A 20702-nucleotide genomic window follows, 5' to 3' on the forward strand; every position below is an offset into this window, starting at 1 on the left:
AGGCTAGTCCGAGACCGCGCGACCTGTGGCAGATCCGGTCGTGTGACATAGCGGCCCCGCGCTTCGGCGAGGGAATGCGTGGGATGCCGGAACGGAAACTGTTTCACGCGACGGAGGTGTCACCATGACGAACGACTTGGAGCGCAACAAGCAGAACGTCAAGATGTTCTACGAGTTGATGTTCTACGAGTTGATGTTCAACGAGTGCAAGCCCCGCGAGGCCATCGAGCGCTACGCCGGGGCGGAGTACCGGCAGCACAATCCGCACGTAGGCGACGGCAAGGAAGCGTTCATCGACTACTTCGAGCGCATGGCGCGTGACTACCCGGGCAAGCACGTTGAGGTCATCCGCTCCATCGCGGAGGGCGAACACGTGGTTTTGCATTGCCGCCAGACGTGGCCCGGCAGCGAGGACTACGCGGGCATCGACATCTTCCGCCTCGATGAGCACGGGAAGGTCGTCGAGCACTGGGACGTGCTGCAGGTGCTTCCATCATCGTCAGCCAACGACAACGGGATGTTCTGAGATGTCTGATCCGGGCCAGTTGGAGTGCCTTTGCTACTGGACGGGCGAGCCGGGCATGGAATGGCGCAGACGTGCGTGGAGGGGGGTCCGGGTGCCCCTTCACCGATTAAGGCATAACCGCGAGAGACGTCGCGAGCGGCGTGAAGCCACCTAGATTGCCGCGCCCGCTCATCGGCATGAGAGTGCGAGTCCGGGTGCGTCGCCGCCTCTTGGCTGCCTATCAAACGTCCTCACCGGCCCACGACGGTTTGTGATGTGAAGCGATAGGTACTCGCGTAGGGTTTCGGGCTTCGGTGGGGCGTCGATAGCCTGCGGGGGTGGCGCCTTACGTCGCAAGCAGACCCGTCCCTGAGGGGGAGACGTGGGCGCGGTCCGCGCTCGCCCAGCTGGCCGATGTGCCGGGCGCCTATCGGGCGGGGCTGGCACTCGCGGAGGGCGGTGGGCGACGGCTGCTGTTCACCGCGAGTGACCGCGCCGGCGGTAGCGGCGTCCCGTGGTGCGAGATTGACGCCTATGAGGACGTCCCGCTGACGCACACCGTGCGCACCGGGGAAGCCGTGCTGGGGTCACTGGCCGAGCTGGCTCGCCGTTATCGCCTGTTCACTGACCGCCAGCCCCCGTTCACGCGAGCGCTGGCAACGGTCCCCATCGTCGCGGCCGGCCACGTTCTCGGTGGCTTTGCGTTGTACTTCGATACAGCGCAGCCCTTCGACCAGCCACAGCGTATGGACCTGAAGAACCTGGGGGCGTTGCTGGGCCGCGAGCTACGCCGGATCCAGCGCGCCACCACCCGTGCCAGCATGTCCCTAGAGGCAGAGCCTGTGCCCGAGGGCGCGCACGCAGCCACCTACTCCGTCGCTGCTGACCCCCGAGCAGTCGCTGACGCGCGCCACTTCGCGTCCAGAACCCTTACCGCATGGGGCGTCGACGAGGCCACGATCAACAGCGCCCTCCTGTGCCTGAGCGAGCTGGTCACCAACGCCGTGATCCACACCGATGCCGGCTGCGAGCTTCGTCTCGTCCTCGACGAAGGGGTGCTCACCACGACCGTCCGTGATAGCGGCTCGAACGTCGTCGTCGACCCCAGCCACGTTAGTCAGGACCCGTTGGCAGTCCACGGTCGTGGGCTGCAGCTCGTGGACGCGTTCTCCTCGAGGTGGGGGTCCCTGTTGGACGCAGGAGGGATGGCCGTGTGGTTCGTGCTCGAGCCGGCGCAGCAATCCCAGTGAGCACTGTGTCCAGCCGCCACCCCGCAATTGCACCCTGACCGGCCGCGTCATCCCGCGTCAGTGCACCCGCAAGGCGGCCGCTGACTCCGGGAAAGCACCTTCGGGACACGGACGCCCACGCTGCGCGTCCCTGCGTCGTCCAGCCAACGAGGCGATGCATAGCCCACGTCGTCGCCCCGCCGGGTGGTCCCACGGTGCGGTTTCCCGTTGACCAGACCGTCAATAAGGCGCACACTCCTAACCGTGTTAGGCAAACCGAACGCAGATAGGGTCGCACGTCGTCGACGCGGCACACGGAACGAGATCCTCGACGCCGCGTGGGCGGTGGTCGGCGAGCTGGGCTGGTCGGGACTCACTCAGCGCAGCGTCGCGGAGCGAGTGAGCATGCGCGCGCCTTCGCTGTACGGGCACTTCGACTCAAAGTTCACGATGGTCGATGCAATGTTCGGGCAGGCGTGGGCTGAGTTCGACGCGACGGCGGCGGCGCTCGAGCCAGATCTCCCCGAGGAGCCGCGCGCCGCGTTGCTGGCTGTCGCGACGACCTGGCTCGACGCCATGGCGGCGGACCCGGAGCGGAATGCACTGATGAACCAGCGCCCGATCCCTGGCTTCACGCCAAGCGCCGAGGCTTACGCGTTCGCCGTGAAGGCCATCGAGCGGCTACACCGCATCTTGGACCGCATCGGCATCACCGACCCCGACGCCGCCGACCTGTGGACCGGGATCCTCGCGGGATTGGCCAGTCAGCAGAACGCGAACGACCCGGGCGGCGAGCGTTGGCGTCGGCTCCTGCCGCGCGCTGTGGACATGTTTCTCGCAGAAGTCGGACCGGACAAACACGGAAGAAGAAGACCCGATGAACGCTGACCATCAACAAACTGCGACCGGGCCGCGACGGCCACGAATGGACCGCGAAGTAGCGATGCAGCTCGCGGAGACCGAGTACCACCGCTTCCTCGACCTGCTGCGCTCTCTGTCGCCCGGCGACTGGACTAAGCCCACCGACTGTCCGCAGTGGGACGTAAGAGCGATGGCTGGCCACACAACGGGGATGGCGCTCATGGCGACCGGCTTGAAGGAGACCCTCCGGCAGTCCTTGGTGTCCAAGCGTCGCGGCGGCGTCCCTCTGGACGCCCTCACCGCCTTGCAAGTCCAGGAACATGCCGACCTCACCACCGGCGAACTCGTCGACCGGTTCGCCACGATCGGCCCACGCGCCGCACGCGGGCGCCGGCGCACTCCCACCCTGATACGTCGGATGAAGCTGCCAGACCCTCAGGACGTCGCCGGCAGGACCGAGCGCTGGACGAACGGGTACCTGATCGACACGATCCTGACTCGAGACCCCTGGATGCACCGAATGGACATCTGCCGAGCGACCGGGCGCGCACCGGTGCTGACCCCCGACCACGACGGTCTGGTCGTTGCCGACGTCGTCCAGGAGTGGGCTGACAGGCACAGCCGCCCGTTCTTCCTGGACCTGACCGGCCCAGCAGGCGGCAGATTCTCCAAGGGCGAGAGCGGGCCCGAGCTGACGCTCGACGCCGTCGACTTCTGCCGCGTCCTGTCCGGACGCACCGCGCAGCACACCGTGACGAGCGACCTTCTCGAGGTGGCGGTGCCCTTCTAGTTGTGCAACTGACAGCGAGCCGACCAGCGCGCCGCCTCCGCAGTGCCCACGAACGCTTCATCCGACGCCATGCAGATAATGTTCCATTCCGCGCCTAATCCGTAAACCGGGCGGCCGGTGGCACCACGCTCCGGCTTCCCGAAGCGCGGCCACCGGATTTAGCGCCAACGGCCTAGACAAGGGTGACGGGCTGACGCTTCTTCCTAGTGACCGGTCGGGGCCTGACGCCGCGGTGGGCCCTGTCCGAGCGGGCTCAAGAAGGGGCCCAAGAAGTCCCCAGGCAGCAAGTTGGGTAACGATCCGACAACACCCGCGTGGCGACGACTCCAGCCGTCTCCAGTGCCCTGACCTGCGGCGATGCGTCTTGATGGCACTGATTAGGTCGCGCAGAGTCATGGCCAGTCGTCGGCCGCGAATTGCTACGGATCAGAAGGTTAGGGGTTCGAATCCCTTCGGGCGCACTCGGTTGCCACGGCGGCCAGAAGTTCTGAGTTGAGACAGACGATGGGGCCCCCGCTCGCGGAAACGCGGCGGGGGCCTTACTCGTCCCGCCCGCACAGCTGAGCTGAGCTGGCGACGCTATGCATTGCCCCAGAGGTGTGGGGCAATGCATAGCGTCCTGGTCACGCGCATTCCGGCGGCGCGAACGGGGATCGCGGGGGGCTAAGCGCGGTCGGGGTTGAACAGGAGCTCGACGAGGGTGGTGTGCCACCACTGCTCGACCTGGTCGCCGGTCCACCCGCGTTCCTCCGTGGCGATGACGAAGCTCTCCACCGAGACCACGACTGCGTAGATGTCGAGCGCCCTGGCGAGGTTGATCCCCTTGCGCCACAACGACTTGCGCCAAGAGCCGAGGACCTTCGCGCGCTCGGTCTCGCCCCTCCGCCGACCCTCCTCGTAGGCCACGCCGAGCTCCGGGTGCTGGCGGCGCGCCTCGGCGACCACGCGCAGCACGTCGCCCCCCAGCTCGAAGAGTCGCCGGTCGAAGGCCACGAATGCCCGCAGCTGCTCGACCGGGTTGCCCTCGTGTTCCGTCAGCTCCCCCACGACACGGCGGACGTCCGCGCTCTGTTCGGCGGCGTCGATGAGCGAGCTCGCGAGTCCGGCCTTGCTGCCGTAGGCGTTGTAGACCGTCGCCTCGGACACCCCGGCCAGGTGGGCCACGGACCGGACGCTCGTCCCTGCCCAGCCGCCGTCGAGGAAGCGCTCACGGGCCGCCGCGGCGATGAGTTCACGAGTGCGCTCGGCCTGCTGCTCCCGGAGCTCCGATCGGTAGGTGCGAGAAGTCGTCACGACAACCACTGTACAGGTTCGCTGAGTTGTTCTATATTCACTGAGTGATGCACTAATGAATCAAGATAAACTCAGCGAAAGGAAGCACGACATGAACGCACCCACCCTGACCACCGAGGCCGGGACCGACGAGGTTCGGACCTCGGAGGCGATGACCGTGGCGACCGAGGCACTCGCCCTCCTCGAGTCCGCCTGGAATGCCGCCGACGGAGCGGCCTTCGGCGACGTCTACGCCACCGACGCCTCGTTCATCACCATCCGCGGCGTCCAGCTGACCGGGACCGAGGCCATCGCTGCTGGGCACGCCGGGATCTTCGCGACCATCTACGCCGGCAGCGTCAACCGGATGGAGCTGGTCCGCGCCGAGTCCCTCGCTGCCGACGTCGTCCTCGCGCTCTCGGCCAACACGCTCGACAGCCCTGCAGGCCCCCTCGCGGGCGTCCACCAGGCCATGTCGACCAGCGTCATCGTCCGCCAGTCCGACGGCTCGTGGCGCATCGTCTCCACCCACAACACCCTCGTGATGGCCTGAGATGGGCACCCCTGCCATCGAGGCCGCGAACGCGAGCCAAGCCAGTTCCAGCGACTCGACGCAGATCGACCCCGCCCCCGAGCGCGCCGACCGTCGCCTCGTCGCGATCCTGTTCGCCATTGGCGGTCTGGGGATCGCACTCGGCGGTCAGCTCCACCCGCACGGCCACGGCGACACCATCGACGCGCACCTGCTGGCCATGTTCGAGAGCCCGACGTGGGCGCTCGCGCACTGGGTCCTCCTCGTCGGAAGCGCCCTCAGCGCAGCAGGTTTCGTCGTGGCCTGGCGACACCACACCTTCGGCCCGACCGTCCAGCGGTGGCTTCCGGCAGCCTCGATCGCCTGGGTCTTCGGTGCGGTCGAAGTCCTCCCGCACCTCCTCGCCGCAGGCGAAGCCCACGCGCTGGAGCACCACGAGGCGACGCCGGTCCTCGATCTCCACGAGCTCCTGCAGGTCACCTCAGCTCCGTTGGTCGGGATCTCGGGCGCGGTGGTTGCGGTACTTGTGGCCGGGGCCGCCCGCACGCGGCCGGCGTGGAGCCTCGCCGTGGTCGCCGTTATCGGCGGACTCGGGTATGCCGCGTCGGCGCCCCTCGTCGTCGCGACGGGCAACACGGCATACACGGCGCTCTTCCCATTCCAGGCGGGGCTGGCGGTCTGGTTGATCGGGACCGGAGTGCGCCTTCTGCACCGGTGAGGCGACTCCACAGCTCAGGCCCGCCCGGACGTCAGGCGGGCCTGAGTGTCTGTGCCGAGATGAGTGGTGGAGCGGCTGACTGAGCAGCCGGACGGCCGGTGGGCTGCCACACTGCGGGGATGGTGCAGGGCACCGAGTCCGGAACGCGAGCGCGGACGCACTCAGTCGCGGGTGGGCGGGTTCGTGCGCGCTGGTTCTCGGGTGCGCTGGTTGTCCTGCTCCTGCTGGGCGCGGCGCTGTGGTTGAGGTCGACAGGTCCGAGCGAGAACGTCGCGATGCCGCCGGTCGGCGCCAGCCCCGAACAGGTGGTGCAGACCTACCTCGAGGCCATGAACGCGTGGGATGTCGACACCATCAACGCTCTCGTGGTGAGGGACCACCTGAGGCGATCCAGGTTCGACAGCCGCTGGACCGTCAGCGAGATCGGGGTCGCCACCGCCACGCCCGAGTCCGTCAGTGGCGGCACGGCAGCCGAGGGGTGGGGGCAGGCGGTGCGGGTGGCCGTCACCTTCCGGACCATCCACGCTCCCGACATCACGATCCCCGAAGGGGAGCAGATGTCCTGGGGCTATCTGCTCGTGCGACGAGGCGACACCGACCCGTGGCGGATCATCGACCAGGGTGTGGCCTGACGCGAACCGTGGTCGCGGCCGACCGGCATACCGAAGCGGTCAGCGTTGGCGACGCGCGCCGAGGGTGACGACGATACCGATCAGGGCGACGAAGGGCCCGATGACCGCCCAGATCCCCACCCCGCTCATGCGGCTCCCGCCGAGGATGTCGAGGCCCTGCAGGGTCCAGACGATTCCGATCAGGACGAGCACGACACCGATGACGAGCGAGACGCGACGGTTCACAGCGTGAGCCTACGTCGTGGCGGGGCCGGGTCAGTCCGCGCGCGGGGTGGCGAGGTGGGCACGAAGCGCCACGTAGACCTTGCGGACGCCGATGGCGCGCTGGAGGTCGTCCTGGATCCGGGTGAAGAACTCGCGGCGGTAGTTCTGGTCGATGACGGCCTGGACGGTGAAGTAGAGGCCAGCGAACGCCGACAGGAACACCGCCACCGAGAACAGCTCGTCGCTGATGACATGGAATGGGCCTGTGTAGTGCGGCCTCCGGCCGACCCAGGCCTCGATGACGCTGGGCCGGATCGCTATCGACCCGAACACCACGAAGAACCCGAACACGATCACCACCAGCGACAGCATCTGGATCGCCTGCGCGATGAACAGCATCAGCATCAGGTTTCGACGCTGGAGCTTGGGCAGCCGGATGCCCGCGACCTCCGTGGCGAGGTGCGGCTCGGACAGGATCTCCCGCGCAGCCGATGCCACCGGGGTCCCCTGGCAGGTGGACGCCAGCCGCTCGCCCTCCACCTCGACGCCGACCCGCTCGATCTCACTCGCGAACGACGGCGCGAGGAACGCAACGGCGAGCAGCGCGAAGATGCCGACGCAGGCCCACAGCAGCGGACGGGGCAGTGCCGAGGAGACCTGCCACACCTCGGTGTTGATGAACAGGAAGGTGATGAACAGCAGCAGGAACGGCAGCGCCCGCGTGGCCAGGGGTCCGATCAGCGAGCGGTTCTCCCAGGCGTGGGCCAGCGCCCAGCGGCCGATCCGTCCGACGCGGAAGACCCTGACGGCCCGGCCGAGCCCGACCACCGCCGCCACGAGCAGGCCCGCCGCGACGGCCTCGCCGCCCGAGAGGTTGAGGTTGAGTGCGAGGACGGTGACGATCACGGCCGGGACGATGGCAGCCAGTGCCCACAAGCCGACGATGCGAGGAGCCAGCGCTCGTTGGATCGCCTCGTGCCCTGACTCGACGAAGTAGGGCAGGCCATGGTCCTCGAACCAGTTCTCGCACTTGGCGATGTCGTTGGTCGTCAGCACCGTCCCAGCCTCTCAGGTGGCCGCGCCGGTCCGGCCACACCACGCTGGTCGCACCTGGGTGCGGAGGTCGGGCAGGACAAACTCGTCACGACGAGGTGGGTCAACCCTCTTGACAAGGCGCCCGAAGGGGGTGAAGGTGTGCGATTAGTAACACGATTTACTAACCGGAGGATCACATGACAACGAAGTCTGTCCGAGGCGCCGTCGCGATCGCAGCCGTGGTGGGCGTCCTGGCCACCGCAGGGTGTGGCGGCACGGCCACGAATGATGCCGGCTCCTCGTCCGGCGGCAAGGCAGAGCTCACCGTCTGGCACTACTGGGACGGCAACAACGCTGACACCTTCGCGTCGATGGCCAAGACGTACGAAGGCGCGCACCCCAACACCACGATCAAGCTCGTCAACGTCCCCGGTGCCGACCTGCTGACCAAGCTGCAGGCGGCGGCGCAGTCGCGCACCCTTCCGGACGTAGTGATCGGTGACCTCGTCACCGTGCCGCGGATGGCCCAGACCGGCAAGGCGGTCGACCTCAAGGGCCTCGTGCCCGCGGCCACCTGGTCGGACGTCTACCCCGAGATGCTCAAGTTCGGCGGCCAGAACGGCAAGCAGGTCTCCATCCCGGTCTCCTCGAACACGTTGGCCTGGATGTACAACAAGACCGACTTCAGCAAGGCCGGCCTCGACCCCGCCAACCCGCCCAAGACGTGGGAGGAGGTGCAGGCCGCCTCGGCGAAGATCCGCGCCAAGACCGGCAAGCCCGGCTTCGAGCTCTTCACGACGCCCGGCACCGACGGCGAGGGCGTGACCTGGAACTTCCAGGTGTCGCTGTGGCAGGCGGGCGGGGAGTTCCTCAACGCCGACAACACCAAGGCCGCGTTCAACTCCGCGTCGGGCAAGAAGGCCCTGCAGTACTGGGTCGACCTGGTCAAGACCAAGGACAGCCCCCTCGCACCATGGGGTGAGTTCGAGAAGGGCAAGGCGTCCTCGGCCCAGGAGGGTTCGTGGATGGCAGGCATCTGGAAGCCCAAGCCCCCGTTCGACTTCGGCGTGGCCCAGATCCCCCACCCCGCGGACGGCCAGCCGGCCACGAACATGGGTGGCGAGCAGGCTGTCGTGTTCGCTCCGGACAAGGCCGAGCAGAAGGCCGCCGCTGACTTCCTGACCTGGTTCGTCGACCCGGCACAGAACCTGACGTGGAGCGAGAAGACCGGCTTCCTGCCCGTGCGCAAGTCCGTCGCGGACTCGGCGGCATACAAGGAGTTCGTCAAGACCACGCTGCCCGAGTTGCAGCCGTTCGTCGACGCGCTTCCGACGGCCAAGGCTCGTCCGGCCACGCCGCTCTACCCGCAGGTGTCCCTCGCCTTCGCCAAGCAGATCGAGCAGGCCCTGCACGGCAAGTCGATCGACTCCGCCCTGGCGGACGCCGAGTCCGAGGTCAACACGATCCTCGCCGGCAAGTGACGGACCGCGTGGTGGGCGCGTCGATGGTGAAGTCTCCTCCCCCAGGAGACGCCGTCGGCCTGCCCACCACGCCTCCGTCGTCCAGGGTGGCGACGCCTGCGGAAGCGCCAGCCCCCCTCCGCACCCGGACGCGGTACAACCGGGGTGAGGTGCTCACCGCAGCCTTGTGCCTGGCCCCTGCACTCGTCGTCATCGGCCTGTTCGTCGTCTACCCGCTCGTCTCGACGGGCCTGCTCTCCCTGACCGACTGGGACGGCCTCACTCCCGACAAGCCCTTCGTGGGTCTCGACAACTACGTGAAGCTGGCCGAGGACGCGTCGTTCCGCAACTCGATGCTCGTCACCGCCCTCTACGGCCTGGGGGTGTGCGCGCTGAGTGTCCTCACCGGCATCGGCGGCGCGACCCTGCTCAACGCGGCGTTCCGGGGCCGGGCCGTCTACCGGACCGCGTTCTTCCTCCCCGTGGTCACCTCGTCGATCGCGGCGGCCGCCGTGTGGCGCTATTTGTTCGACGTCTCCGGTCCGGTCAACGCCGGCCTGTCGGCCGTGGGCCTCGGGTCGCCGAGCTGGTTGGGTGACCCGCACCTGGCCCTGGTGAGTCTGACCCTCCTCACGGTCTGGAAGCAGCTGGGGCTCAACACCGTCCTCTACCTCACTGCGCTGCAGACCATTCCTGCCCAGGTATACGAGGCGGCTTCTCTCGACGGCGCCAGCGCGTGGCAACGGATGCGGCACATCACCGTCCCTCTCCTCGCACCCATGACCTTCTTCGTCGTCGTCCAGGCGTTGGTGACGACGTTCCAAAGCTTCGACCTCGTCTACCAGCTCACCGCCGGTGGGCCGCTGGGCGGCACCGAGGTCGTCGGCTTCCTCGTCTACCGGACGGCGTTCGTCACCGGCCAGTTCGGCTACGGGGCGACCATCGCGTATGCCGGGTTCGCCCTCGTCTTCGCCCTCACCTGGATCCAGTGGCGACTCGGTGGACGGGGAGAGTCATGAGGGCACCGCTTCGGCTGGTCGGGCGGCACGTGGTGCTACTGGTCATCAGTCTTGCTGTGGTGGCCCCCTTCGCGTGGATGCTGACGACCAGCCTCAAGACCGTCGACAAGGTCAACGTGGCGCCGTACTTCATTCCCGCGCAGTTCGAGTGGGGCAACTTCCCGCAGGCTCTCGCGGCCGCTCCGTTTGCCCGCTACTACCTCAACTCGGTGGTGATGGCCGGCGGAATCGTCCTGGGCCACCTCGTCCTCGACACGCTCGCGGCCTACGCCTTGGCGCGACTTCGGTTCCCAGGGCGCAACGCGGTCTTCCTCGGCCTCGTCGCCACGATGCTCGTGCCGACGTTCCTCACGATCCTGCCGGCGTTCGACCTGGTGATCCGTTTCGGCTGGTTCAACACCTACGCCGCGCTCATCGTGCCGCGACTTGCGGACGTGTTCGGGATCGTCGTGCTGCGCAGCTACCTCATGTCGCTCCCGCGGGAGCTGGACGAGGCTGCGCGCATCGACGGGGCCAACCGGATTCAGGTGCTCACCAAGGTGCTGCTGCCGTTGTGCAAGCCGGCCCTGGCCAGCGTCGCGGTCTTCAGCTTCCTGTTCGCGTGGAACGACTTCCTCTGGCCGCTGCTCGTGACGAGCGACGACGAGTACCGCACGATCCAGCTCGGGCTCGCCGCGTTCACGAGCAAGTACGGGCCCTATCCGCACTACCTGATGGCGGGCACGGTCATCGCGGCCGCCCCGGCCATCGTCATCTTCCTCTACCTGCAACGAAGCCTGGTCCGCGGACTTGCCGCGACCGGAGTCAAGGAGTGAACGCCCCCATGTCAACGCCCTCCCCTGTGAGTTCGACCGACTCGAGCACCGCCACCTCGAAGGGGGTCGGCGAGCTACCCGGCCCCGACTGGGTCCGCGACGCCGTGTTCTACCAGATCTTCCCGGAGCGCTTCGACAACGCGGATCCTGCGACGGACCCGGATGGCGTCGTTCCCTGGGGGACTGCACCCACCCGCGACAACATGATGGGAGGTGACCTGCCGGGCATCACGCGCAGGCTCGGACACCTCGAGGCGATGGGGGTCAACGCGCTCTACCTGACGCCGGTGTTCAGCTCGTCGACCAACCACCGCTACGACGCCACGGACTACCACTCCATCGATCCGCGGCTCGGAGGGGAGGCGGCATTCGCCACCTTTCTCGAAGCCGCGCATGACAAGGACCTCCGCGTTCTGCTCGACGCGGTGTTCCACCACTGCGGCTACGACCACCCCTTCTTCCAGGACGTCATCGCCAAGGAGGGAGAGTCGGAGTACGTCAACTGGTTCCTCGTTCAGGACTTCCCGGTCATTCCTCACCCGGTCCCGAACTACCAGACCTGTTCCGGCTGCTGGTATCTGCCCAAGCTCAACGTGCAGAACCCGCAGGTTCGCGAGCACCTGTTCGGGGCCGTCCAGAAGTGGATGAACGCGGGGATCGACGGGTGGCGCCTCGACGTCCCCTACATGCTCGAGAACGAGCCGTTCTGGGAGCAGTTCCGTGCGGTGGTCAAGGCCCACGACCCCTCCCAGTACATCGTCGCTGAGGTGTGGGAGAAGGCCACCGAGTGGACGACCGGCGCCACCTCCGACGCCGCGATGAACTACCGCCTCCGCGATGCCATCCTCTCGTTCGTGTCGGAGTGGCGCGGCGGGGGTGAGGCCTTCGCCGCCGAGCTCGCGGCTATCGACAACGAGATCCCGGCCGACCGCAAGGGGCTCATGCTCAACCTCCTCGGCAGCCATGACACCGAGCGTGTCCTGACCCACGTCGGTGGCGACGTGTCGGCCGCCAAGCTGGCCTACGCCCTGCTGTTCACCGCTGAGGGAGCCCCGATGGTCTACTACGGCGATGAGGTCGGGATGACGGGATTCAACGATCCCGACTGCCGTGGTGCGATGCTGTGGGACGAACAGACCTGGGACTTCGGGCTTCTCCAGTGGCTGACCACGCTGGCCCGCTTGCGTCGCGACAACATCGCGCTGCGGCGGGGCAGCGAGTCGACGGTCCAGGCGTCGGAGAACACCATCGTGAGGCTGCGGCACCACGAGGAGGGCGACGTGCTCGTCGTTGCGAACCGCGCGAGGACCGAAGACTGCATTGCGATCCAAGGCCACGCCGGCCGCGGGGGAGTAGATCTACTGACGGGCCAACGGGTGGAGTGCGACGCCATCCGGGTGCCCGGGACGGGGGTTTCGGTTGTCCGGCTCGACTGAGGGACCAAAGCGGGCCACGTCGAAGGAGGTCGCCGAGGCCGCGGGGGTCTCCCGCACCTCGGTGTCCTTCGCGTTCAACGACCCGTCCCGGCTGTCCGGGGCGACGAGGGACAAGATCCTGCGCATTGCTGCCGAGGTGGGGTATCGCCCGGACCCGCTGGCGCGGATGCTCGTCAACGGACGCACCCACTCGTTGGGAATCCTGCTGCCGCAAGACATCTCACAAGCCATGGAGAATCCCTACTACGCCCAGTTCCTCATTGGAGTGGGACAGGTGTGCAACGAGGAGGGCTATACCCTTCTGCTGGCCCCGCCGCTTCGCAACTCAATGCTCGAGGCCATCCCGTATGCCGCGGTCGACGGCTTCATCGTGGCCGGGCTCGAGCGCGACCGCGGCGAGGTCGCGGAGCTGGAGCGTCGCGGGGTGCCGTTCGTTCTTGTCGACAGCGAGAGCACGGAGAACCTCCCGAGCGTGGAGGTGGACGACCGCAGCGGTGCCGCCGCCATGATGGCGCACCTCATCGAGCTGGGGCACCGCCGCATCACCGTGCTCGCCTTCGACGCAGGGCCGGATGCCGGCCACGACCGCGGCCCCGAGGGCTTCCGAGGTCCCCTGGGACGTCGGATGGCTGGCATCGACGACGCTCTGGCTGCCGCCGGCCTCAGCAGCGACGACGTCGGGCTCCAGATCGTCGAAGCTCCCTGCACTCGGCGCGAAGGTTACAAGGCGGGTCTGCGCATCCTTGACGAGCAGAACCGCCCCACCGTCGTTTTCGCCCTGTCGGACATCCTGGCCGCGGGGGTACTCGATGCCGCGTACGAACTCGGCCTCGATGTGCCATCCCAGGTGTCCGTCGCCGGGTACGACGACCAGCCGGAGGCGGTCTGGCTGCGGCCTCGGTTGACGACGGTGCGCCAGCCCATCGAGGCCAAGGGGCGTGTCGCCGCAGACTTCCTCGTCGCGGCCATTCGAGGCAACGCTCGCCACCCGCACCAGAAGCTGCACACCTCCCTGATCGTCAGGGAGTCCACCGCCCCGCCCCCCACCATCGACGCAGGCTAGGGACTCGGCCCGTCACACCACGCAACTGTCACACCACACAGAACTCGTTGCCCTCGGGGTCTCGCAGCGTCTGCGCGTAGTAGTCGGCGCCCTCCGGCGCGTTGACGTAGGCCATCGTCGCGCCGAGGGCGACCAGCCGCTCGACCTCCGCGTCCACGCTCACCCTCCGCTCGGCATACGGCATCGCCTCGCGTCCCGGTGTGTGCCTGAGGTCGAGGTGGAGACGGTTCTTGCCCGCCTTCGGCTCCGGCACCTCCTGGAACCAGATGCGCGGCCTCACGCCGGCAGCGTCGACGATCGCGCCGCTGCCGTTCTCCGCACCCACCAGGTCCTCCTCGGGTAGGCCGGCGGCGCGCCAGTAGGCGAGCCACGAGTCCCAGCCGTCAGGGGCGGGTTCGGGGACGTAGCCGAGTGCCTCGCACCAGAACTCCACGAGTCTGGAGGAGTCGGAACAGTCGATGGTCAGCTGCCACGTGGTCATGGGACCGAGTGTGTCAGCGGCCCCCGACGCTCGCCGCAGCCGTGCCAAATCGTCCGGACCACTCGGCAAGCAGCGCGCTCAGCTCCGGCGTGACCACCTCGAGCGTGAACGGCGCGTCGATCACCCCGAGCCCGAAGGCGGCCCACTGCGGGTTGACCGCGTCGATCTCGAGCCGGCACGACGAGTCGTCGATCGGCGTGACCCGGCCCCAGCGACCCGTCCGCGGTTCCACCTGGTCGGCGGGCGCGTGGACCACGGCGCGCACGACCAGCCCGGTCTCGTGGTGGGACAGGCCCTTTCGCACGTATGCCGCCGCGTCGCCTCCCGGGATGTCGCGGGCCCGGAACCTTGCTCGGGTGCCGAACGGCTCGCTGAGGCGGTCCAGCCGGAACGAGCGCCAGTCCTGTCGGTCCAGGTCGTAGCCGAGCAGGTACCAACGCCGACCGACCGTGACCAGGCGGTGCGGCTCGACGTGGCGACGGACCTCCGCGCCGGCGACCTGGCCGCCTCGCGCGCGGTAGGTGAACCGGATGCGCTCGGTGTCACGCGTGGCCTGGGCGACGGCGGCAAGGACCTCGGCGTGCACTGCTGGAGCCTCGGAGAAGGGAGAGTCGTCGGTCACCGCCCGCAGTGCCTCGGCGCGCCGACGAAGCTTGGGCGGCAGCACCTGCACGACCTTGGACAGGGCGCTGACCGACGCCTCCGACAACGCGCCCGACGTCAGCTGGGCAGCCCCGTTGAGCGCCACCACCATCGCGATGGCCTCGTCCTCGTCGACGGTCAGCGGCGGCATCGTCGCGCCGGCCCCGAGCTGGTAGCCGCCCTCGACCCCGCGCACCGAGTCAACGGGGTAGCCGAGCTCGCGTAGCCGCTCGACGTCGCGGCGCAAGGTGCGTTCGGACACCTCGAGCCGGTCGGCGAGCTCCGGCCCCGCCCAGAACCGGTGGGTCTGGAGCAACGAGAGCAGTCGCAGGGTGCGGGAGCTGGTGTTGGCCACGACTTCAGAATGCCCGAGATAGCGGTCAGAAAGTGGCCGGAATCGGCTCCCACACGCTCCGGTTCGATGTAAACGCGCCGCGAAACCCCGGCGTGTTTACAACGAACCCAGGAAGTAGCCGAGCCAGACGGCTGGCAGGCCCAGGCCGAGAGTAAGGGCCAGGTTGGCGGCGAACGGGCGCCAGGCCCGTTCCTCGAAGAACACCCAGACCTCGAAGGCCAGCGTGGAGAACGTTGTCAATGCACCGCAGAACCCGATCCCCACCAACGGCATCAGCCAGTCCGCAGGGTGGGGGACCCCCGCCACGAGACCAAGGACGAACGACCCCACGACGTTCACGACCAGCGTCCCGAGGATGGTCCCGGCCCGGGAGTGCTCCCGCGCCCACCGGTCGACGACGAACCGCAGCGGCGCACCGACCGCGGCCCCGGCCAGCACCAGCAGCGCGCCGGTGCCCGTCATCGGGGCCTCCTGGCGGCGCTAACTCGCCTTTTGCATGAGAGGGCTGCGGTGCCGGTCACGGTCGCCGCCCGAAGAGCCGCTCGCCCACGCTGATGCCCAGCCCCACGGCCACTATGCCCACGACCAACGACCCGACGAGGTATGCCGCGGCCACCAGTCCGTGCCCCACCTGCACCATCGCGTGGAGGTCCAGGGCGTAGGACGAGAAGGTCGTCCAGCCCCCCAGGACACCCACCCCGAGGAAGGGCCGGAGCCACGGGTGCGGCCGGGCCATCGACAGCACCCACACCACCAGCACGCCCATCGCGAGCGACCCCGTGACGTTGACGAGGAAGGTCGACCACGCGAAGGCGCCGGACACGTGCGGCAGCGCCAGCCCCACGGCATACCGGGCGAGGGAACCCAGCACACCGCCCGCGGCGACAGCCCCGAGCAGCCCAGCGTCACCAGCCCGGACGAGGCGCATCAGTCGCGCTGGGTCTCCAGGAAGTCCGCGATTCGCCCGATCGCCTCGGTGAGGACCTCGACGTCGGGCAGCGTCACCAGGCGGAAGTGGTCGGGCTCGAACCAGTTGAAGCCGGTGCCGTGGGTGACCAGGATCTTCTTGCTGCGCAACAGGTCGATGACGAAGGCCTGGTCGTCCTCGATGGCGTAGACCTCGGGGTCCAGCCGCGGGAAGCAGTAGAGGGCACCGTGGGGTTCCACGCACGAGACGCCCGGGATCTCGTTGAGCAGCCGCCAGGCCGTCTTGCTCTGCTCGTAGAACCGGCCGCCGGGGTGGATGTACTCCTCGATCGACTGGTAGCCGCCGAGCGCGGTCTGGATCGCGTGCTGTCCGGGGACGTTGGCGCACATTCGCATGTTGGCCAGCAGGGTCAGGCCCTCGAGGAAGTCGGCGGCGAGCTCCTTGGGCCCCGACACCATCACCCAGCCGGCGCGGTAGCCGCAGACCCGGTAGGCCTTGGACAGCCCGCTGAAGGTCAGGCACAGCACGTCGTCGCCCGCGAAGGTCGCGGTGTGGTGGTGGACCGGCTGGTTGACCTCGTCGGCGAAGAGGATCTTCTCGTAGATCTCGTCGGACATCAGGACCAGGTTGTGGCGGCGGGCGATGTCGGCCATCCCGCGGACGATCGCGTCGCTGTAGACCGCGCCGGTCGGGTTGTTGGGGTTGATGACCACCAGGGCGTGGGTGTTCTCGGTGATCTTGGACTCGATGTCCGCGAGGTCCGGGTTCCACCCGTTGGACTCGTCGCACCGGTAGTGGACCGGGGTGCCGCCGGCCAGCGTCACGGCGCCGGTCCACAGGGGGTAGTCGGGCGCCGGCACGAGGATCTCGTTGCCCTCGTCGACGAAGGCGGTGAGCACCATCGAGATGAGCTCCGAGACGCCGTTGCCGATGTAGACGTCGTCGACGTGCGTGTCGGTCAGGCCACGGGACTGGTAGTAGTGCGCGACGGCCGTGCGGGCGGAGTAGATGCCACGCGAGTCGCTGTAGCCCTGCGAGTTCGGCAGGTGGTGGACCATGTCCTGCAGGATCGCCTCGGGCGCCTCGAAGCCGAACGGCGCCGGGTTGCCGATGTTGAGCTTGAGGATCTTGTGTCCCTCGGCCTCGAGCTTCTGGGCCTCCTCGAGGATCGGCCCACGGACGTCGTAGCGGACCTGATGGAGCTTGCGGGACTGCGTGATTCGGCGCACGGCCTCAGTGTCCCAGCACTTCGACCGTCGTCACGACGCTGGTCACCCCCGGGCGAGTCGGCGTGGAGCTGAAACCGAAGCGGCATGGTGGGTCGACGTCGGCCAGGTCACCCAGGGCAGTGCCGCGCCAGGTCCCGGACAGCGCCGTCACACCATGCAGGTCCGTGGCGCCGTACCACTCGCGGCGACCCTCCATCGCGACTCCTCGGGTCCGCACCCCGCGCAGCGCGATCCGGGCCACCGGGTCGACCAGGCTCGCCCAGGCGGTGCTGGTCGCCATCCGAGGTGGCACCGCGCGCAGCAGCCAGCCGAGCGGCATCCGCCTCCCCACGGACAGGTATGCTGCGAGGTGGTCACCCGCGCGCACGTCCCAGCCCGCCTCGCTCACCGTCACCGACACGGGTGTCAGGCAGACCTCGTCGAACTCGTAGGTCTCGGTGACGAACTGAGCCACCGCGTCGCTCGGCGCCAGCAGCGTGCGATGGCCGGACGCGTCCTCGACCATCACGTCGGCGAACGGCCCCAGTGGCGACGCCAGCCATCGACCCACGACGAAACGCACCCCGCTGGTCGAGCCGACCCCGGCGATGGCGCCCGTGAAGCGCAGTCGCTGCCCGGACGCCACCGCGGTCAGGAGTGGGTCGGCTTGGTGAAGGCGAGGGCGGCGACCACGCCGAGGAGCAGCACGGCTGCCGGCAGCAGGAGCGCCTGCGACATCGCGCTGGCGAAGCCGTCGGCGAGCTGCGGAGGCAGCTTCACGCCGGACGTGCGCTGCGACATGTCCTGGGGCACGCCGGGCAGGTTGGCGGTCAGCCGTGCCTCGATCAGCGCCGCGATGGCTGCGCTGCCAAGGACGGCGCCGATCTGCCGGGTCGTGTTGTAGATGCCTGAACCCGCGCCTGCCGAGGACATCGGCAGGTTGCGCGTGGCGGTGGCGGCCAGGGGTGCCCACATGAACGCGTTGGCGACACCCATCAGCGCCATCGGCACGAGCAGCAGCCACGTAGGGCTGTCCGTCGTCGTCACCCGGCTGAGCAGGAACAGTGCGGCCGAGCACAGCGCCAGCCCGAACGCCGTGATGGCCCGCGGGTGCATGCGGTCGATGAGCCGGCCCGCGACCGGGGACAGCGCGCCCGCCAGCACCGCCATCGGCACGAGCAGCAGGGCCGACTGGGTCGGTGTCAGGCCGCGGACGACCTGGGCATAGAGCATGAACGGGAAGGCCATCGCCGTGATGGCGAAGCCGACCGACGTGATGGCGATGTTGGACAGCGAGAAGTTGCGGTCGCGGAACAGCCCGAGTGGCACGAGGGGCTCGGTGCGGATCCGGCTCTGCCAGTAGACGAACAGCCCGAAGACCACGATGCCCGCGGCGATGAGCAGCGGCACGGAGATGATCCCGGTGATGGTGCCCCAGTCGTAGGTCTCGCCCTCCTGGATCCCGAAGACGATGAGGAACATGCCGATGGCCGACAGGGCCACACCGATCCAGTCGAACGAGTGGCTGTGCGTCTGCAGCGTGGGCACCAGGCGGGCCGCGAGCACGAACGCGACGATCCCGACCGGGATGTTGATGAAGAAGATCCACTCCCAGCCGGGGCCGTCGACGAGGAGGCCGCCGACCAGTGGCCCGACGAGGATCGCTACGCCGGCGGTGGCGCCCCACAGGGACATTGCCTGGCCGCGGGAGGCCGCGGGGAACGTGCGGGTGATGACGGCCATCGTCTGGGGCGTCATCAGCGAGGCGCCGACACCCTGGACGATGCGGGCGATGATCAGCATCTCGATCGACCCCGTGAGGCCGCACCAGAGGGAGGCGAGCGTGAACAGGGCCAGCCCGCTCAGATAGACGTACTTCGGCCCGATCCGGTCGCCGAGCCGGCCGGTGATGAGCAGCGGCACGGCATACGCGAGCAGGTAGGCAGAGGTGACCCAGATGACCGAGTTCACGTCGGCGGCCAGGCCCTGCATGATCGCCGGCGTCGCGACGGACACGATCGTGGAGTCGACCAGGATCATGAAGAACCCGATCACCATCGCCCACAGGGCCGGCCACGGGCGGTAGTCGGCGGGCAGATCGGTTGTCAGGGTTGTGGGTGCGGCCATGACAGGTCGCCTTTCTCGAGTCGGGTGATGAAACCGGTGATCCAGTCCTGCTGGGCCACGGTCATGTGGCGGATGTAGTCGGCGGTGATCCAGTACGCCTCGGCGATCTCGCTGGCCTTGGCCTTGTCGACGAGGCAGTCGATGTCCGACAGCTCGCCGTCGATGACCTTGAGGTGGTCGCGCAGGTCGGCGCAGACGGCACTGGCTGGCGCGTTGTGTGCTTCGGCCAGGGCGAGGGCAAAGCTCGGGAACTCGTTGACGGGCTCGCGCAGGATCTGGCGGATCCGTTCGACTAGCGACGTGCGGCCGAGCGGGGTGATGGCATAGGTCGTGCGTTCCGGCCGGTTGCCCGCGCGGGCGGTGCCGGTCGCCTCGGCCAGGCCGTCCTGGGTGAGGCGTTCGACGGTGCGGTAGAGCGAGCCGGGGGTGACCCGGACGATGCGGTCCTCGTGGCGTTCGAGCAGCAGCTGGTACATCTCGTAGGGGTGCATGGCGCGCTCGTTGAGCAGTGCCAGCGCCGAGATGGCCAGCGGGGAGAGGGGCATGGGGGTCCTGGTCGCGTCTGTTCGGTCGGCATCGTTCCGCCTGAAATATTCCACGCGGAATATAGACGCGCCCTCGCGCGACGGTCAACTCCGTGCGCGACGGTCGACGCCCCGTCCACCGCGGTCAACTCCCCGTCCAGTGCGTGCTGCCCTAGGCTCCCTGCATGGTGCCCACGTCGGACCTCGGCGAACTCGAGATCGAGCTCAGCAGGCTGCTGCTCCGGGCCCGCAGCGCGCAGCAGCGCACCGCCTCGGACGTGCACCCCGACCTCGACTCCGCGGGGTATGCCGTGCTGGTCGCCATCCGCGACCTGGCCGCCACCGCGGGCGGCGCTCGCGGTGGCGACATCTCCGACCTGCTGGGCCTGCACAAGTCGACGACGAGCCGGAACCTCACGACGCTGGAAGACCTCGGCCTGATCGAGCGCGTCGCCGACCCGGCCGACGCCAGGGCCCGGCAGGTGCGCCTCACCACCGCCGGCGCCGAAGCCCTCGAGCGTTCGGTGTCCGGTCGGCGGGAGCGGTTGCGGGCACGGCTGGCGAACTGGGAGGCGCAGGACGTCTCCGACCTCGCCCGGCTCCTGCGACTGCTCAACGACACCGCCCCCTGAGCTGCCCCCCAACCCTCCCCCGACCCACCCCCCGCTCACCTTTATCGGGTCTAGGGACAAGGTTGCGCTTCACCCGAGAACGGTTTGCCGAGTCTCAGTTGATCCTTAACGGATCTGTGTCAGGTGATGCTTTACACCTGGCCTAGGAAACTGAGTGGTCCGTCCACGGTCGGTCCGCCTTGATGTTACGCACGGGCAGGGTCGTGGTCCGGCGCACCACGCGGGTCTCGCCGT

24 protein-coding genes are annotated in these 20702 nt (G+C 68.4%); 13 read left to right on the plus strand and 11 right to left on the minus strand.

The features are described from left to right. The first annotated feature begins 124 nt into the window (after window positions 1-124). The 4 genes from AC1DYG_RS17890 to AC1DYG_RS17905 all read left to right on the plus strand — a co-directional run bounded on the left by AC1DYG_RS17890 (window position 125) and on the right by AC1DYG_RS17905 (window position 3385). Entirely contained in the window at window positions 125-526 is a 402-nt protein-coding gene (locus tag AC1DYG_RS17890; RefSeq protein WP_477641214.1) for a nuclear transport factor 2 family protein, read from the plus strand. Between the two features lie 317 nt (window positions 527-843). After that, the gene (locus tag AC1DYG_RS17895; RefSeq protein ID WP_477641215.1) at window positions 844-1755 is read left to right on the plus strand and encodes an ATP-binding protein; all 912 of its coding nucleotides are present in this window, start codon (window positions 844-846) and stop codon (window positions 1753-1755) included. Between the two features lie 243 nt (window positions 1756-1998). After that, window positions 1999-2622: a TetR/AcrR family transcriptional regulator gene (locus AC1DYG_RS17900; RefSeq protein WP_477641216.1), complete on the plus strand. Its 624-nt coding sequence runs from the start codon at window positions 1999-2001 to the stop codon at window positions 2620-2622. 37 nt (window positions 2623-2659) lie between these two features. Beyond that, window positions 2660-3385 (plus strand): maleylpyruvate isomerase family mycothiol-dependent enzyme, encoded by a 726-nt coding sequence (locus AC1DYG_RS17905; RefSeq protein WP_477641217.1) that lies wholly within the window; start codon window positions 2660-2662, stop codon window positions 3383-3385. A 663-nt stretch (window positions 3386-4048) separates the two neighbouring features. Here AC1DYG_RS17905 and AC1DYG_RS17910 read toward each other — a convergent pair. Continuing rightward, on the minus strand, window positions 4049-4678 hold the full coding sequence (locus AC1DYG_RS17910; RefSeq protein WP_477641218.1) for a TetR/AcrR family transcriptional regulator: 630 nt from the start codon (window positions 4676-4678) through the stop codon (window positions 4049-4051). Window positions 4679-4769: 91 nt separating this feature from the next. Here AC1DYG_RS17910 and AC1DYG_RS17915 point away from each other — a divergent pair, with 91 nt between their 5' ends. The 3 genes from AC1DYG_RS17915 (at window position 4770) to AC1DYG_RS17925 (ending at window position 6539) form a co-directional block, all read left to right on the plus strand. Beyond that, window positions 4770-5210 carry an SgcJ/EcaC family oxidoreductase gene (locus AC1DYG_RS17915; protein ID WP_477641219.1) on the plus strand — a complete coding sequence of 147 codons (441 nt, stop codon included), beginning with the start codon at window positions 4770-4772 and terminating at the stop codon, window positions 5208-5210. Between the two features lies 1 nt (window position 5211). Then, a complete protein-coding gene (locus tag AC1DYG_RS17920; protein WP_477641220.1) occupies window positions 5212-5907 on the plus strand; it encodes a hypothetical protein in 696 nt (231 codons plus the stop codon). A gap of 119 nt (window positions 5908-6026) precedes the next feature. Beyond that, entirely contained in the window at window positions 6027-6539 is a 513-nt protein-coding gene (locus AC1DYG_RS17925; RefSeq protein WP_477641221.1) for a hypothetical protein, read from the plus strand. Window positions 6540-6578: 39 nt separating this feature from the next. Here the strand turns inward: AC1DYG_RS17925 and AC1DYG_RS17930 are convergent, their stop codons facing one another. Both AC1DYG_RS17930 and AC1DYG_RS17935 read right to left on the minus strand, forming a co-directional pair. Beyond that, a complete protein-coding gene (locus AC1DYG_RS17930) occupies window positions 6579-6764 on the minus strand; it encodes a hypothetical protein (RefSeq protein ID WP_477641222.1) in 186 nt (61 codons plus the stop codon). A 30-nt stretch (window positions 6765-6794) separates the two neighbouring features. Continuing rightward, window positions 6795-7799 (minus strand): hypothetical protein, encoded by a 1005-nt coding sequence (locus AC1DYG_RS17935; protein WP_477641223.1) that lies wholly within the window; start codon window positions 7797-7799, stop codon window positions 6795-6797. A 176-nt stretch (window positions 7800-7975) separates the two neighbouring features. On the opposite strand from AC1DYG_RS17935, the gene AC1DYG_RS17940 reads away from it, so the two are divergent. The 5 genes from AC1DYG_RS17940 to AC1DYG_RS17960 all read left to right on the plus strand — a co-directional run bounded on the left by AC1DYG_RS17940 (window position 7976) and on the right by AC1DYG_RS17960 (window position 13571). Further along, on the plus strand, window positions 7976-9259 hold the full coding sequence (locus tag AC1DYG_RS17940) for an ABC transporter substrate-binding protein (protein ID WP_477641224.1): 1284 nt from the start codon (window positions 7976-7978) through the stop codon (window positions 9257-9259). Window positions 9260-9408: 149 nt separating this feature from the next. Then, entirely contained in the window at window positions 9409-10257 is an 849-nt protein-coding gene (locus AC1DYG_RS17945) for a carbohydrate ABC transporter permease (RefSeq protein ID WP_477641225.1), read from the plus strand. Then, window positions 10254-11072, plus strand: a complete 819-nt coding sequence (locus AC1DYG_RS17950; protein WP_477641226.1) for a carbohydrate ABC transporter permease — start codon at window positions 10254-10256, stop codon at window positions 11070-11072. Before AC1DYG_RS17945 ends, AC1DYG_RS17950 begins: the two co-directional genes overlap by 4 nt. A 26-nt stretch (window positions 11073-11098) precedes the next feature. Continuing rightward, a complete protein-coding gene (locus AC1DYG_RS17955) occupies window positions 11099-12508 on the plus strand; it encodes a glycoside hydrolase family 13 protein (protein ID WP_477641227.1) in 1410 nt (469 codons plus the stop codon). Next, the gene (locus tag AC1DYG_RS17960; protein WP_477641228.1) at window positions 12492-13571 is read left to right on the plus strand and encodes a LacI family DNA-binding transcriptional regulator; all 1080 of its coding nucleotides are present in this window, start codon (window positions 12492-12494) and stop codon (window positions 13569-13571) included. Before AC1DYG_RS17955 ends, AC1DYG_RS17960 begins: the two co-directional genes overlap by 17 nt. A 28-nt stretch (window positions 13572-13599) precedes the next feature. On the opposite strand, the gene AC1DYG_RS17965 is transcribed toward AC1DYG_RS17960, so the two are convergent. The 8 genes from AC1DYG_RS17965 to AC1DYG_RS18000 form a co-directional block, all read right to left on the minus strand. Continuing rightward, window positions 13600-14052 carry a VOC family protein gene (locus tag AC1DYG_RS17965; RefSeq protein ID WP_477641229.1) on the minus strand — a complete coding sequence of 151 codons (453 nt, stop codon included), beginning with the start codon at window positions 14050-14052 and terminating at the stop codon, window positions 13600-13602. Window positions 14053-14065: 13 nt separating this feature from the next. Continuing rightward, on the minus strand, window positions 14066-15049 hold the full coding sequence (locus AC1DYG_RS17970) for a helix-turn-helix transcriptional regulator (protein WP_477641230.1): 984 nt from the start codon (window positions 15047-15049) through the stop codon (window positions 14066-14068). Window positions 15050-15145: 96 nt separating this feature from the next. Beyond that, window positions 15146-15511 carry a fluoride efflux transporter FluC gene (locus AC1DYG_RS17975; protein WP_477641231.1) on the minus strand — a complete coding sequence of 122 codons (366 nt, stop codon included), beginning with the start codon at window positions 15509-15511 and terminating at the stop codon, window positions 15146-15148. Between the two features lie 55 nt (window positions 15512-15566). Continuing rightward, complete coding sequence (locus AC1DYG_RS17980) at window positions 15567-15977, minus strand: fluoride efflux transporter FluC (RefSeq protein ID WP_477641232.1); 411 nt, start codon at window positions 15975-15977, stop codon at window positions 15567-15569. Continuing rightward, window positions 15977-17206 (minus strand): pyridoxal phosphate-dependent aminotransferase, encoded by a 1230-nt coding sequence (locus tag AC1DYG_RS17985; protein ID WP_477641233.1) that lies wholly within the window; start codon window positions 17204-17206, stop codon window positions 15977-15979. The genes AC1DYG_RS17980 and AC1DYG_RS17985 overlap by 1 nt, the downstream gene beginning before the upstream one ends. Before the next feature lie 4 nt (window positions 17207-17210). After that, window positions 17211-17831: a hypothetical protein gene (locus AC1DYG_RS17990; protein WP_477641234.1), complete on the minus strand. Its 621-nt coding sequence runs from the start codon at window positions 17829-17831 to the stop codon at window positions 17211-17213. 5 nt (window positions 17832-17836) lie between these two features. Continuing rightward, window positions 17837-19312: a DHA2 family efflux MFS transporter permease subunit gene (locus AC1DYG_RS17995; RefSeq protein WP_477641235.1), complete on the minus strand. Its 1476-nt coding sequence runs from the start codon at window positions 19310-19312 to the stop codon at window positions 17837-17839. Continuing rightward, window positions 19291-19857, minus strand: coding sequence for a PadR family transcriptional regulator (locus tag AC1DYG_RS18000; RefSeq protein WP_477641236.1), 567 nt, complete (start codon window positions 19855-19857; stop codon window positions 19291-19293). The genes AC1DYG_RS17995 and AC1DYG_RS18000 overlap by 22 nt, the downstream gene beginning before the upstream one ends. A gap of 164 nt (window positions 19858-20021) precedes the next feature. Here AC1DYG_RS18000 and AC1DYG_RS18005 point away from each other — a divergent pair, with 164 nt between their 5' ends. Further along, the gene (locus tag AC1DYG_RS18005) at window positions 20022-20468 is read left to right on the plus strand and encodes a MarR family winged helix-turn-helix transcriptional regulator (RefSeq protein WP_477641237.1); all 447 of its coding nucleotides are present in this window, start codon (window positions 20022-20024) and stop codon (window positions 20466-20468) included. Window positions 20469-20702: the final 234 nt, after the last annotated feature.

It is taken from the genome of Pedococcus sp. P1_H8, from assembly GCF_056405175.1.

Coding starts and splice junctions, on each gene's coding strand:
- AC1DYG_RS17890 (WP_477641214.1), top strand. CDS start 125: ATGACGAACGACTTGGAGCGCAACAAGCAGAACGTCAAGATGTTCTAC.
- AC1DYG_RS17905 (WP_477641217.1), top strand. CDS start 2,660: ATGGACCGCGAAGTAGCGATGCAGCTCGCGGAGACCGAGTACCACCGC.
- AC1DYG_RS17915 (WP_477641219.1), top strand. CDS start 4,770: ATGAACGCACCCACCCTGACCACCGAGGCCGGGACCGACGAGGTTCGG.
- AC1DYG_RS17920 (WP_477641220.1), top strand. CDS start 5,212: ATGGGCACCCCTGCCATCGAGGCCGCGAACGCGAGCCAAGCCAGTTCC.
- AC1DYG_RS17925 (WP_477641221.1), top strand. CDS start 6,027: ATGGTGCAGGGCACCGAGTCCGGAACGCGAGCGCGGACGCACTCAGTC.
- AC1DYG_RS17940 (WP_477641224.1), top strand. CDS start 7,976: ATGACAACGAAGTCTGTCCGAGGCGCCGTCGCGATCGCAGCCGTGGTG.
- AC1DYG_RS17950 (WP_477641226.1), top strand. CDS start 10,254: ATGAGGGCACCGCTTCGGCTGGTCGGGCGGCACGTGGTGCTACTGGTC.
- AC1DYG_RS17965 (WP_477641229.1), bottom strand. CDS start 14,052: ATGACCACGTGGCAGCTGACCATCGACTGTTCCGACTCCTCCAGACTC.
- AC1DYG_RS17975 (WP_477641231.1), bottom strand. CDS start 15,511: ATGACGGGCACCGGCGCGCTGCTGGTGCTGGCCGGGGCCGCGGTCGGT.
- AC1DYG_RS17980 (WP_477641232.1), bottom strand. CDS start 15,977: ATGCGCCTCGTCCGGGCTGGTGACGCTGGGCTGCTCGGGGCTGTCGCC.
- AC1DYG_RS17995 (WP_477641235.1), bottom strand. CDS start 19,312: ATGGCCGCACCCACAACCCTGACAACCGATCTGCCCGCCGACTACCGC.
- AC1DYG_RS18000 (WP_477641236.1), bottom strand. CDS start 19,857: ATGCCCCTCTCCCCGCTGGCCATCTCGGCGCTGGCACTGCTCAACGAG.
- AC1DYG_RS18005 (WP_477641237.1), top strand. CDS start 20,022: ATGGTGCCCACGTCGGACCTCGGCGAACTCGAGATCGAGCTCAGCAGG.